Source organism: Chryseobacterium foetidum, assembly GCF_025457425.1.
Lineage (GTDB): Bacteria > Bacteroidota > Bacteroidia > Flavobacteriales > Weeksellaceae > Chryseobacterium > Chryseobacterium foetidum.
Genome location: NZ_JAMXIA010000001.1, coordinates 2194600 through 2207692, shown reverse-complemented (window position 1 = coordinate 2207692; position 13093 = coordinate 2194600). Strand labels below are relative to the sequence as shown.

The following is a 13093-nucleotide window of genomic DNA, read 5'->3' as shown; positions in this document are numbered from 1 at the left end:
TCCCGATATGGAAGGTCTCTATAGTTACAGTTGAGTAATCTTATTTATTAAAGTCGATTTCTTCAGACTTATTCAGATTCTCATTTACATTTTCTTCTTTTTTGCCAGGCTGTTTATTGTTATTTTCAGCAGGTCTTGGGTTTTTAATTTCGTCGATGGTCTGTAAACCGCCTTCGTCGCCGTAGCCTGAACTTAAACCTTTAAGATTGGTACATCCGTCTTTCCATTCAGAAGGTTTTACGAATTTGTCATCCGGTGAGATTTTCAGAGACTTGTCTGCCCAAACTTTTTTCATAAAGATAGCCCAGATCGGCAATGCCATTTTCGCACCCTGACCTTCACCTGTTCCGAGGAAGTGGGTTGCTCTGTCTTCCCAGCCTACCCATGCTCCGGTGGCCAGTTTTGGAGTAATTCCCATAAACCAACCGTCTGAGTTGTTTTGCGTTGTACCTGTTTTACCGGCAATTTCAACTGCTTTTGAAATTCCTTTTCTGCCTAATTCTCCGGAAGCTGTTCCGTATTGTGCCACACCTTTCATCAATTCGATCATCGTGTAAGCGTAATTAGGATTCATCACTTCTTTTGGCTCAGCATTGATTTCCTTGATAACTCTGTTGTTGGCATCTTCAATTCTCCAGATCATTTCCGGTTTGTTGTAGTTTCCGTAATTGGCAAAGGTACTGTAGGCACCCACCATTTCGTAGATGGTGATGTCAGACGAACCTAAAGCCATCGGTAAACTTGTGGAAATATCCTGAGTTACACCCAAGTCTCTTGCAGTCTGAATAACGCTTTGAGTTCCTGCCATTTCAGCAAGTCTCAATGCAACAGGGTTTTGAGAATGTGCCAATGCATCTTTTAAGGTAAGCATTCCACCACGGCCTGGTACGCTGTAGCTTCCTTTGTTAAATGTTGCATTGGAAACTGTAGAACAAGGGGTCATACCCAATTTCATAATAGCGGTCGCATAAACAAAAGGCTTGAAGGTAGATCCTACCTGTCTTTTACCCTGTTTTATGTGGTCATACTGGAAGTGTTGCCAGTCGATACCACCAACCCATGCTTTAATTTCTCCCGTTCCAGGAACCACAGACATCAGACCTGCCTGAGCAACCTGCTTGTGCCACCTGATAGAATCCCATGGAGACATTTCCACTTCCTCTTCACCGTTCCATGTAAATCTTGACATTTTGATCGGTTTGTGAAATTCCATCATGATAGAATCTTCAGGCATATTTTCGGCTTTCAGAAGTTTATATCTGCCTGTTCTTCTCACAGCCTGCATCATTACGTCGTTTACCTGCTGGTCATTAAGATAGTAGAAAGGTCTGTTTTTTCTTCTGTTCTGCTCGGCATCAAATCTTTTCTGAAGATCTGTAAGGTGTTCCTTAATAGATTCTTCAGCATACTTCTGCATTTTAGAATCCAGGGTAACGTAGATTTTTAATCCGTCCTTATAAAGATTCAGTTTTTTGCCTGTTTCCTTTTCGTACTCATCAAGATATTTATCGATTTCCTTTTTCAGATAAGATTTAAAATACGCCGAATATCCCTGAGTAACATCTTTAATTGGATGATAATCTACCACTACAGGAGTTTCTATTGCTTTTTGATAAGTATCGTTATCAATATATCCTGTTTTAAGCATCTGCTCCAAAACGACATTTCGTCTTTCCTTAGCTTTCTCAGGGTATCTGTGTGGGTTGTTTTTGTTGGGGTTTTCCAGCATTGCTACAAAGGTTGCAGCTTCCGGAAGAGTGAGTTCTGACGTTTTTTTATTAAAATAAATTTTAGAAGCCATCTCAACACCATTGGCATTGAAAAGGAAATCAAATTTGTTAAAATAAAGCTCGATAATTTCCTGCTTGGTATATCTTTTTTCCAAACTTACGGCAACAACCCATTCTTTCAGCTTTTGAATTCCTCTTTCAATCTTGTTTCTTGAGGCTGTCCCTGTAAATAGAAGTTTTGCAAGCTGTTGTGTGATTGTAGAACCACCACCACGTTTACCTCCGTACGCAACCGCTCTTGCCACAGACTGCAAATCGATTCCCGAATGCTCGGAAAAACGCTCGTCTTCTTTTGCCTGCAGTGCATAGATAAGGTAAGGAGGAAGCTCCTGATAAGTGATAGGCTGTGTTTTTTCCTTTTCAAATTTACCCAAAACCACCCCATCTGAGGAGATAATTTCTGAAGCTACAAAAATATCGGGATTTTCAAGCTCTTTCACATCCGGCATTTCTCCCAAAAATCCCTGGGAAACTGCAAAGAATAAACCTGAAATTCCCAAAACAACTGCTAAGAAACCGATCCAGACGAATTTCACCCATCTTTTCCAGCCGGTATCTCTCTTTTTTTTAGGCGGAAGCGGAAAATTTTTTCCTTTGCCTCCGGAAATGTTTTTATTTTCTTCCATGTATGATTACGGTTTTGCCGTTTCTACTTTAATTCCTAAATCTTCAATGCCTGGCAGATTATCATTTCGCATAGCCTGCGTAACATTGATTTCATACTTTCCGTTCTTCGGAAATCTGTGGTTTACTTTATACAGAAACAAAGTCTCTTTTGTGTCTCCAAAACCAGTTCCCAACCATTCACCATTAGGTTTTGCAAGAATGTAATTTAAAGTGTCAACATTACTTTTTTTGGTCTGAAGATCCTTAAAATCAACAATAAACCTGAGGTTGCTGTAAGGATAACTGTCGTTGTTTCTCACAACAAATATAATATTTTTAGGATTTTGAGAATCAGAAATATTGAGATTATATTTCTGCACTGTTTTTCTGTTCCATTTTCCGTTTACGGGATTCATGATGATGTCTTCAGATGAAGAATCACAGCTGATGAACAGGGCAAAAACTAATAAACCTAAAAATTTATGCATTATTGTTGTTGTTATTGTTGTCTTTTTTGGGAGGAAATTTCTTTTTAAAATTCTTTTTATTCGGATTCGGATTCTGAGCTTTTGGCTTGTCGGAATTCACAGCATTCTCAACCTTTTCAACTCTCTCCGGACGCTCGGTTTTTTCAGACTGAGCTTTTGGCTGTTGATTTTTTGGAGGTCTTGGATTGTTTTGATTATTCTGATTCCTGTTTTGCTGATTTCTGCCTGAGTTTCTTTCAGAATTTCGCTCTTCAGCAGGACGTTCCGTACGTTCAGTTCTCTCAGGTCGTTCAGCTCTTTCCGGACGGTCTGGTCTTTCGCCGCGGGGTTTATTTCTCTGTCCGTTATTTCTGTTCTGATTATTGTTCTGTCCCTGATTCTGATTGCGGTTTCTGTTGTTTCTTCCTTTCTTTTCGAAACGGTCAACACTGTTTTCCTGAATAAGATCAACAGAAGTCGCAGCAAATTCCGGTACTTTCAGATCTTCAAGAGGTGGTGCTTTTTCACCCTTTTTGTTTTGAGCGATCAGTTTTTTCACCAAATCAATATCGAAATCGTACCATGCCATTGAATTATCAACGTATGCAAACCACATTTTCTTTTTGAAAACATCGATTTTTATACAAAAAGCTCTTCCTTTTTCAGTATCTAAAGTAGTTGAAGAAGAAGGGAAGTGGCTTAATGCATCCAGATAACTGTCGAGCTCGTAATTAAGACAACATTTTAATTTTCCACATTGTCCTGCCAGTTTTTGAGGGTTGATACTCAACTGCTGGTATCTCGCAACATTGGTGTTTACAGATCTGAAATCTGTCAGCCATGTCGAGCAGCACAATTCTCTTCCGCAAGACCCGATTCCGCCCACTTTCGCAGCTTCCTGACGGAAACCAATCTGCTTCATATCAATTTTTGTGCGGAAAGTAGAAGCGTATTCTTTAATCAAAAGCCTGAAATCTACCCTGCTTTCTGCAGTATAAAAAAATGTGACTTTTGAGGCATCTCCCTGATACTCAACGTCGGTAATTTTCATCTCAAGACCAAGTCTGTGAGAGATTTTTCTGGCTTCCACCTTGATGGTTTCTTCCTTTTTTCTGGCTTCCTGCCATACTTCGAGATCCTTTTGGTTGGCCTGTCTGTATATTTTAAGAGCAGCATCTTCGGGAGCTCTCTTTTTTTTCATTTGAATTTTTACCAATTCACCGGTGAGACTTACTACGCCCACATCATGCCCGGGGCTTGATTCTACCGTTACTACGCTACCTATATGTAAAGGAATGTTGTTAACATTTTTAAAAAACGCTTTCCTTTCATTTTTAAATCTAACTTCCACAAAGTCACATCGGTCTGATGTAGGATTTTGAATGTTAGACAACCAGTCGAAAACACTTAATTTATAACTATTACCACAGGTATTTACACTTTCGCAGCCACTGGCGGTTTTTTTAGGCCCGCACGAATGGGTAGAATCGCCGGACGTTTTACATCCACAACTCATATATTGTATATTAATTTAATTTGCAAATTTATCGATTTTTATTTTTACATAATTCCAAAAATAACAATTATTCTCTTTCTTAAATGTTTAAGTTTAAACAGATGTATAATTAATTTTTTATCCAAATTATAAAAGTCTTGTTAGTAGTTACTTATATCGAATACAGTGTGAATTGTTATTTTAAACATAGTTTTCTTTTAACATATTGTTTAAAAATTATACTTTTATTAACAGGCGTTGGCAAAATAATTTTATATTTGGGTTAATTAATAATAATACCCTATGAAAAAAATATTAGTATCAACGGCTTTGCTGGCCGGGGTCTTATCTTATGCGGGAGGCTTCAGGGTTTCGCTGCAGGGAGTAAGACAATTGGCGATGGCACACACCAGTGCCCATACGGAAGATGCGAGTGTTGCATTCTTTAATCCGGCGGGGATGTCTTTCATACCTTCAAAGTTAAGTATTGTGGCCGGAGGCTTCGGAGCAAGTAATAGAGTTACTTTCCAGAATTTAAATACACTTCAGAGTACAGAAACAAATAATCCTGTCGGAACGCCTATCTACGCTGCTATTGCTTATAAACCTATTGAAAATTTATCTGTAGGTTTCAGTTTTGCTACTCCTTTTGGAAGTACGATAGAATATCCTTATGACTGGGAAGGAAGGGAAATGGTGCAGATGCTGGAACTGAAAAGCTTCTATTTTCAGCCAATGGTTTCTGTGAAAATGGCTCCATGGCTTTCTTTTGGCGCAAGTTATATCTACGCATCAGGTAAGGTAAACTGGGATAAAGCTGTAACGCAGTTTGGCGGAGAAGTCAATCTGAAGAGTGAAGATGCCAGCGGCCACGGATTTGGTTTCGGTTTCTATTTCAAACCTGATGATAAGTTTGAAGCGAGTGTTGCTTACCGCTCACCGGTGGATATGAAAGCTGAAAATGCTACGGCAACATTCAGATTTCCGTCACAGTCTGTTTATGGACTTTTAGGACTGGGAACCGATGGGGTTGATAATTTTAATGCTACGCTTCCACTTGTTGATGAGTACACGATCGGTATGACTTATAAAGTTACACCAAAATGGCTCGTTTCCGCAGATTTCAACTATCACGGATGGGAAAGATATTCAAAACTGACGATTGATTTTGCCAAGGCACCTGCAGGAAATCAGGCAGATCCAACAGTTTTGGTTGCTCCAAAGAATTTTAGAAATTCCAAAACTTTCAGACTGGGAACTCAGTATGCTTTCTCAAATATGATCTACGGAAGATTAGGAGGTTACTATGACGAATCACCTTATACTGATGAGAATTTCATTCCTGAAACACCTTCATTCAACACATTTGTGCTTACCGGCGGTTTAGGATTTAAACTTAAAAAGTTTGGTGTGGATGTAGCGGGAGGATATACATTCCCACAAAGCAGAAGTGTAAACAACAGTTATTTAGGATTTAACGGACAGGCAAAAGCGCAGGCTTTCTACTTCGGTCTGGGATTATCGTATAACGCCCTTTAATTTTGATTATCTTATGAAAAAAATATTAATATCTTCTATAGCTGTTTCAGCGCTGTTCTTTACAACAAGCTGCGAAACAGATTTTGATACAGATGTGAAAGACATCGCTGTCACTAGCGGTGAAGCAAATTTTACTAAATACGTAGCTCTTGGAAACTCATTAACAGCAGGTTACAGAGATGGTGCACTATACACTGATGGACAGAACGAATCGTATCCCTCAATGATTGCACAGCAAATGACATTAGCAGGAGGAACTTTATTTAAACAACCGATGATGGGTGATAACATGGGAGGAATTGCTTCCGTTGGCTTTAAAGATAAGTTGGTGTTGGTTGCAAATGCTGGTGGCGTAGCTCCTTTTCAGAATCCAGTTATTTCAGGTACTACAACTTTAGCGAATATTTATAGTTCTGGTCCTTATCAAAATTTGGGTGTACCTGGAGCAAAAGTTTCTCATTTATTATTTCCGGGTTATGGAAATCCGGCGAACTTAGGTTTGGGAACCGCTAATCCCTTTTTTGTAAGATTTGCTTCAAGTCCAGGCACTTCCGTTATTGCAGATTTTAAAGCTCAAAGCCCAACTTTTTTTAGCTTATGGATTGGAAATAATGATGCCTTATTATATGCTTTAGCAGGAGCGGACTCTTCTGTTGAGACGCTAACTGCTCCTGCTCAATTTACTGCATTTTATAATGCGTTAATTAATGAGGTTTCATCTACAAACGCAAAAGGCGTAATAGCGAATATTCCCGGTGTTACTTCCATTCCTTCTTTAACTACTGTTCCTGTAAATCCATTATCTGCTTCAGTTTTAGGAAATGGGAATGTTGCTGCTGGGGAAGCTTTAATTGATAATCTGAACACCAATTTATATGGGCCGTTAAATCAGATACTGACAGCATTAGGAGCTGGTGATAGAATTAAGACGCTTTCTAAGACTGCATCTAATCCGCTTTTGATAAAAGATGAAACTTTATCACCTTTGAATACACAGATTACTGCTGCGGCAACCGCTTCAGGAAATCCAACTTTGATGGCGCTTGCACCGTATTTAGGAGCAACCTACGGGCAGGCAAGACAAGCGAGAGCAGGCGACTTAGTGCCGTTAACCACAAGAAATGAAATTGGTAAAGCTGAAACACTTCCACCGGGGATTCCTGCAAGTTTAGGCGCAAGAGGTGTTGCGTACCCATTTGCAGACAGATACATCTTAATTCCATCCGAAATCATCGAAATAAATACTGCTATCGATGCTTATAACGTAGCCATTAAAGCAGCGGCAACTTCTAAGGGATATGCTTTTGTTGATGCCAACAAAAAAATGTCAGAATTAGGTTCTCAGTCCGGTATTTCTTGGGATGGGGTAAGGTATAATGCGAAGTTTGTTACAGGTGGTGCATTTTCATTAGATGGTGTACATCTTACAGGAAGAGGATACGCAATTATCGCAAATGAATTTATTAAAGCTATAAATTCTACTTATAAATCTTCACTTCCTCAAGTTGATGTCAACAAATATTCAGGAGTGAAATTCCCTTAAAAGGACGAAAATAAAAAATGAAAACCACAGGATTGATTCTTGTGGTTTTTTTTTAAATTTGCAAATCTATAAAAATGTAAAAATGGCCGATCAGTTAAGTTACCTATTTTCTACAAGAACCAGTAAAGAGCTGGCAGAAAAAATTGCCCAGCACTATGGGAAAGAATTAGGAAAAATCATTATTCAGGAGTTCAGCGACGGAGAATTTGAGCCCGTTTTAGACGAATCTGTGAGAGGAGGAAGAGTTTTTCTGATTGCTTCTACATTTCCACCGGCAGATAATCTTTTAGAATTGCTACTAATGATTGATGCTGCCAAAAGAGCTTCTGCAAAAAGTATTACTGTTGTTCTTCCTTACTTTGGTCTGGCAAGACAGGACAGAAAAGATAAACCAAGAGCACCAATTGGGGCAAAACTGGTTGCCAATCTTTTAACAGCTGCAGGAGCAACAAGAATTATGACGATGGACTTGCACGCAGATCAGATTCAAGGGTTCTTTGAGATTCCTGTAGATCATTTGTATGCCTCTACAATCTTTGTAGATTACATCAGAGATCTTAATTTAGAAAATCTCACAATTGCTTCTCCTGATATGGGAGGTGCCAAAAGAGCTAAAAACTATGCAGGACACCTTGGTGCAGATGTAGTAATCGCTTACAAAGAACGTAAAAAAGCAAACGTTGTAGAAGAAATGTTCCTTATCGGGGATGTGGAAGGTAAAAATGTGATCCTTATCGATGACATGATCGACACTGCAGGTACACTTTGCAAAGCTGCAGATATTTTAATGGAAAAAGGTGCAAAATCTGTAAGAGCAATGGCCACTCATGGAGTACTTTCCGGTAAGGCTTACGATAATATAGAAAACTCACAATTGCTGGAAGTTATTGTAACTGACTCAATTCCTGTGAAAACTAATTTGTCAACTAAAATAAAAGTGCTATCTTGCGCCCCATTATTTGCAGATGTTATGAAGATGGTGCATGAGCATCAGTCAATCAGTAGCAAATTTGTTATCTAATTGATAATTAATTATTTGCAATATAAAACGAAACAATTTTTAAAATTTTTTATAAAATGAAATCTATTACAATTCAAGGTACAAAAAGAGAAAGCGTGGGCAAAAAGTCGACAAAAGCTTTACGTGATGCTGAATTAGTTCCTTGTGTTGTTTACGGAGGTGGCGAGCCATTGAATTTCTCTGCATTGGAGAAATCATTCAAAGGTTTAGTGTACACTCCTGAAGCACACACGGTATCTATTGAAGTTGACGGACAGGTAATTCCTGCAGTTCTTCAGGATATTCAGTTCCACCCAATTACAAACAAGATTATTCACGCAGACTTCTACAGATTATCTGACGATAAGCCGGTAATTATGGAAGTTCCTGTAAGAATCACTGGTCGTTCTAAAGGTGTTGTAGCTGGTGGTGTTCTACGTCAGACTTTCAGAAAACTGAAAGTAAAAGCTCTTCCTGCAAACTTGCCGGATGAGGTAGTTGTAGATATTACTTCGCTTAAAATTGGTAACAAACTTTATGTTGGATCAATCAAAGCTGAAGGATATTCTTTCATGCACCCTGACAATGCAGTTGTTGTAGCTGTTAAAATGTCTAGAAATGCAGCGAAAGGTGGAGCAGCAGCTCAGGATGACGATGATGAAGAAGAAGTTGCAACTGAAGGAGAAGCTCCTGCAACTGAAGAAGCAGCAGCAGAATAAGAATTTTCTTATCCTAAATAAATTAACCTGTCAGATTCTGGCAGGTTTTTTTGTTTTTAGATTAAATCTATTATGGCTGTAAGCATCAAATCCTTTCATAAAAAAGCCGTAAATTTGACGTGTTCTAAATAAAGAACCTTTTAATTTAAATTTTAATAAATGTTTGACATTCAGGAAATCAGAAGTCAGTTTTCTATATTAAACCGCGAAGTGAACGGTAAGCCATTGGTTTACTTAGATAATGCAGCTACCTCTCAAAAACCCAACTCAGTTCTGGGGATCTGGAACGAATATTACACGGAATTGAATGCCAATGTGCACAGAGGAATTCATACTTTGAGCCAGCTGGCAACTGAAGAAATGGAACTTTCGAGAAGAAAAATCCAGAAATTCATCAATGCAGAACATGATTTTGAGGTTATCTTCACTAAAGGAACTACGGAAGGTTTAAATCTAATATCCTATATTTTAACATCAAAATTAAAGCAGGACGACGAGATTATTATTTCTTATCTGGAACATCATTCGAATATTGTCCCATGGCAGTTGCTTTGCGAAAGAACCGGAGCAAAATTAAGAGTGATTCCTATGGATGAAAACGGAGTTTTGCAGCTGGATTATCTGGATCAGTTTTTAAGCGAAAAAACAAAGGTTGTTTCTGTAAATCAGGTTTCCAATGCTTTGGGAATTGTAAATCCGATTGAGGAAATTATTTCCAAAACAAGAGCCAATTCAAACGCTTATATTGTAATTGACGGCGCTCAGTCGGCTCCGCATTTTAATATTGATGTTCAGAAAATGGATTGCGATTTTTTTGTCTTTTCTGGTCATAAAATGTACGCCCCAATGGGAACCGGAATTTTATACGGAAAACAGGAAATCCTTGAAAATTTGCCACCTTTCCACGGAGGCGGAGAGATGATCGCCATCTGTTCGTTTGACAAAACAACGTACGCAGGTTTGCCTTTTAAATATGAGGCAGGAACACCAAATGTTGGGGGAAATATTGCGCTGGGAGCAGCAGTTGATTTTATGAATAAAGTTGGTCACCAAAACATTCAGAATCATGAAAATGCTTTGTTGCAATATGCTCAAAAGCAACTTCTTGAAATTGATGGTTTAAAAGTTTACGGAGAAAATACACACAGAACGGGTGTTGTCTCCTTTAATTTGGAAGGAGTCGGGATTTCTTCTGATGTGGGAATGATCCTCGATAAAATGGGCGTTGCCGTAAGAACCGGTCATCACTGTACCCAGCCAATTATGGATTTCTTTAATATTGCCGGAACGGTACGCGCAAGTTTTGCTGTTTACAATACTTTTGAAGAGATTGATCTTTTGGTGGAGGGCGTGAAAAAAGCACAGAGAATGTTGGCTTAATTTTTAAGCTTATATTTAAATATCTAAAAATCAACCCTGCCAGCGTTTGAAACGCTGGCAGGGTTTTTTCAATCAATAAGAACCAGATAAAATAAATTCCCCGCCTAAAAAGACGGGGGAATTTTTCACTAATATGGAACTTTACAAAATGCTATCTTGTAAATAACATTTCTCTGTATTTTGTCATTGGCCAAAGCTCGTCATCTACCATCATTTCAAGGTCATCAGATGCTTCTCTGATTCCGTCGAATAATGGGATTACCTTTGTACAGTAATCTTCTGCCTGCGTTTGGCTGTCAGAAACCGCTTTTGCTGCCTCTCTTGCAGTAATCAGATCTTCAACGCCTAATTTTATTTTAGAAACATTCGCAGAAATATTGGTAATCAAACTCATTTGCTCTTTAGCTAAAGTTTTGAATTCTTTATCTCCGAAAATATCTTTAAGGCCTTTCACGTTTTCAATCAATCTGTTCTGATATTTTAAAGCAGAAGGAATAATGTGGTTTCTTGCGATATCGCTCAAAACTCTGGCTTCAATATCAATTACTGTTGAATATTTTTCTAATTTGATCTCGTTTCTCGCCTCAACTTCTCTGTGGTTGAAAATTCCCATTTCTTCATAAAGGTCAAGGAATTTCTGGTTCATTTCCTGCTTCAATGCTTCAGGAGTCGTTTTCCAGTTGTTCAAACCTCTTTTTTCAGCTTCAAGAGCCCAGTCATCAGAATAACCATCACCTTCAAACATAATGTTTTTACACTGCTTGATGTATTCTCTCAACACATTGAAGATCGCTTCGTCTTTTTTAAGTCCTTTTTCAATTAAAGCATCAACTTCTTTTTTGAAATCGATCAATTGTTTTGCAGCAATGGTGTTCATTACCGTCATAGATTCTGCGCAGTTTGCAGAAGAACCTACCGCTCTGATCTCGAATTTATTTCCAGTAAATGCAAATGGAGAAGTTCTGTTTCTATCTGTATTATCTAACAAGATTTCAGGAATTTTTCCAACTACATTTAATTTTAAATCTGTCTTTTCGTCTGGAGAAAGTTTCCCTTCGGTTACTTTTTCAAGCTCTTCCAAAACTCTGAACAACTGACTTCCGATAAATACAGAAATAATTGCCGGTGGAGCTTCGTTAGCACCCAATCTGTGGTCGTTGCTTGCAGAAGCGATGCTTGCTCTCAAAAGGTCAGCATACTCATGAACAGCTTTGATTGCATTCACGAAGAATGTTAAGAACTGTAAATTTTTCTTAGGGTTTTTTCCTGGACTTAAAAGGTTTTCACCTGTATCAGTTGCTAAAGACCAGTTGTTGTGTTTTCCGCTCCCGTTTACACCTGCGAAAGGTTTTTCGTGGAATAAAATATGGAAATGGTGTCTGTGAGCAATTCTCGCCATAACATCCATCAACAGAGAGTTGTGGTCAACAGCAACGTTTACTTCTTCAAACATTGGAGCAAGCTCAAACTGGTTTGGAGCCACCTCGTTGTGTCTTGTAGTAACAGGAATTCCCAGTTTCATACATTCAACTTCCAGCTCTTTCATGAAGTTCATTACTCTTGTCGGGATTGAACCGAAATAATGGTCGTCCAATTGCTGTCCTTTTGCTGGAGAGTGTCCAAGCAAAGTTTTACCTGTTAAAACCAAATCCGGACGTGATTGATACAATGCTGAATCAACCAAAAAATATTCCTGCTCCCAACCTAAAGTCGGTGTTACTTTCGTTACGTTTTTGTCAAAATACTGCATTACATTCGTTGCAGCTTCGTCTACAGCGTTCAAAGCTCTCAAAAGTGGTGCTTTATAATCTAAAGTTTCTCCTGTGTAAGAAATGAAGATCGAAGGAATACATAAAGTCGTTCCCATGATAAACGCCGGAGATGTAGGATCCCAGGCTGTGTAACCTCTCGCTTCAAAAGTGTTTCTGATACCACCATTCGGGAAAGAAGATGCATCAGGCTCCTGCTGGATCAATAGATTTCCGCTGAATCTCTCGATTGCTCTTCCGCCTTCAATTGGAGTGAAAAACGAATCGTGTTTCTCTGCAGTACTTCCTGTTAAAGGCTGAAACCAGTGCGTGTAGTGAGTAACACCTTTGCTCATTGCCCAGTCTTTCATCGCTACAGCTACCTGATCTGCGATGTGTCTCTGGATTTTAGTTCCTTTTTTCATCGCATCCAAAATAGATTGGAAAGCTTCTTTCGTTAAATATTCTCTCATCGTTTCTTCAGAGAAAACATTCTGACAGAATAATTCTGATAATTTTACAGGAACTTCAATAGAATTATCTTTTCTGAAGTCCTTAAATGGTAAAGTTTCTAACGCTTTGAATCTTAAAGTTGACATATTAGGTTTGATTTTTACGACGCAAATTTACAAAAAATATAGATTGAAAATAAAATACCCCTAAATTTTTATGATTTTTTGAGGTTTAAATATGTTTAAAATTAAATTAACCTATGATTTTCGAGGGTTAACTGAGTTTTTCCAAATAATTTTCAGAAAAAACTTTTGCAATTTAAATTAAATTCCCGACTCTGAATTTTAATTTCT

At 38.4% G+C, this 13093-nt stretch carries 9 protein-coding genes; 5 read left to right on the top strand and 4 right to left on the bottom strand.

Annotated elements, in window-relative coordinates:
• Positions 1 to 40 precede the first annotated feature (40 nt).
• From NG809_RS10420 to NG809_RS10410, 3 genes are read right to left on the bottom strand one after another with little or no spacing between them, the layout of a single operon-like run.
• Positions 41 to 2416, bottom strand: a complete 2376-nt coding sequence (locus NG809_RS10420) for a penicillin-binding protein 1A (protein WP_262150409.1) — start codon at positions 2414 to 2416, stop codon at positions 41 to 43.
• A gap of 6 nt (positions 2417 to 2422) precedes the next feature.
• On the bottom strand, positions 2423 to 2884 hold the full coding sequence (locus NG809_RS10415; protein WP_262150408.1) for a gliding motility lipoprotein GldH: 462 nt from the start codon (positions 2882 to 2884) through the stop codon (positions 2423 to 2425).
• Positions 2877 to 4379, bottom strand: a complete 1503-nt coding sequence (locus NG809_RS10410) for a PSP1 domain-containing protein (RefSeq protein ID WP_262150406.1) — start codon at positions 4377 to 4379, stop codon at positions 2877 to 2879. Before NG809_RS10410 ends, NG809_RS10415 begins: the two co-directional genes overlap by 8 nt.
• Before the next feature lie 282 nt (positions 4380 to 4661).
• On the opposite strand from NG809_RS10410, the gene NG809_RS10405 reads away from it, so the two are divergent.
• From NG809_RS10405 to NG809_RS10385, 5 genes are all read left to right on the top strand, one after another.
• Positions 4662 to 5897 (top strand): OmpP1/FadL family transporter, encoded by a 1236-nt coding sequence (locus NG809_RS10405; RefSeq protein ID WP_262150404.1) that lies wholly within the window; start codon positions 4662 to 4664, stop codon positions 5895 to 5897.
• Between the two features lie 13 nt (positions 5898 to 5910).
• Positions 5911 to 7440: an SGNH/GDSL hydrolase family protein gene (locus NG809_RS10400; RefSeq protein WP_262150402.1), complete on the top strand. Its 1530-nt coding sequence runs from the start codon at positions 5911 to 5913 to the stop codon at positions 7438 to 7440.
• A gap of 82 nt (positions 7441 to 7522) precedes the next feature.
• Positions 7523 to 8461, top strand: a complete 939-nt coding sequence (locus NG809_RS10395; protein WP_056083518.1) for a ribose-phosphate pyrophosphokinase — start codon at positions 7523 to 7525, stop codon at positions 8459 to 8461.
• A 56-nt stretch (positions 8462 to 8517) separates the two neighbouring features.
• Positions 8518 to 9159, top strand: a complete 642-nt coding sequence (locus NG809_RS10390) for a 50S ribosomal protein L25/general stress protein Ctc (RefSeq protein ID WP_262150400.1) — start codon at positions 8518 to 8520, stop codon at positions 9157 to 9159.
• Positions 9160 to 9318: 159 nt separating this feature from the next.
• The gene (locus tag NG809_RS10385; RefSeq protein WP_262150398.1) at positions 9319 to 10539 is read left to right on the top strand and encodes a cysteine desulfurase; all 1221 of its coding nucleotides are present in this window, start codon (positions 9319 to 9321) and stop codon (positions 10537 to 10539) included.
• Between the two features lie 151 nt (positions 10540 to 10690).
• On the opposite strand, the gene NG809_RS10380 is transcribed toward NG809_RS10385, so the two are convergent.
• On the bottom strand, positions 10691 to 12886 hold the full coding sequence (locus NG809_RS10380; RefSeq protein WP_262150395.1) for a glutamine synthetase III family protein: 2196 nt from the start codon (positions 12884 to 12886) through the stop codon (positions 10691 to 10693).
• Positions 12887 to 13093 lie beyond the last annotated feature (207 nt).

Excerpts from the sequence above, each read along its gene's own strand:
- NG809_RS10390 (WP_262150400.1), top strand. The coding sequence starts at position 8,518 with ATGAAATCTATTACAATTCAAGGTACAAAAAGAGAAAGCGTGGGCAAA.
- NG809_RS10415 (WP_262150408.1), bottom strand. The coding sequence starts at position 2,884 with ATGCATAAATTTTTAGGTTTATTAGTTTTTGCCCTGTTCATCAGCTGT.
- NG809_RS10380 (WP_262150395.1), bottom strand. The coding sequence starts at position 12,886 with ATGTCAACTTTAAGATTCAAAGCGTTAGAAACTTTACCATTTAAGGAC.
- NG809_RS10395 (WP_056083518.1), top strand. The coding sequence starts at position 7,523 with ATGGCCGATCAGTTAAGTTACCTATTTTCTACAAGAACCAGTAAAGAG.
- NG809_RS10420 (WP_262150409.1), bottom strand. The coding sequence starts at position 2,416 with ATGGAAGAAAATAAAAACATTTCCGGAGGCAAAGGAAAAAATTTTCCG.
- NG809_RS10410 (WP_262150406.1), bottom strand. The coding sequence starts at position 4,379 with ATGAGTTGTGGATGTAAAACGTCCGGCGATTCTACCCATTCGTGCGGG.
- NG809_RS10405 (WP_262150404.1), top strand. The coding sequence starts at position 4,662 with ATGAAAAAAATATTAGTATCAACGGCTTTGCTGGCCGGGGTCTTATCT.
- NG809_RS10400 (WP_262150402.1), top strand. The coding sequence starts at position 5,911 with ATGAAAAAAATATTAATATCTTCTATAGCTGTTTCAGCGCTGTTCTTT.
- NG809_RS10385 (WP_262150398.1), top strand. The coding sequence starts at position 9,319 with ATGTTTGACATTCAGGAAATCAGAAGTCAGTTTTCTATATTAAACCGC.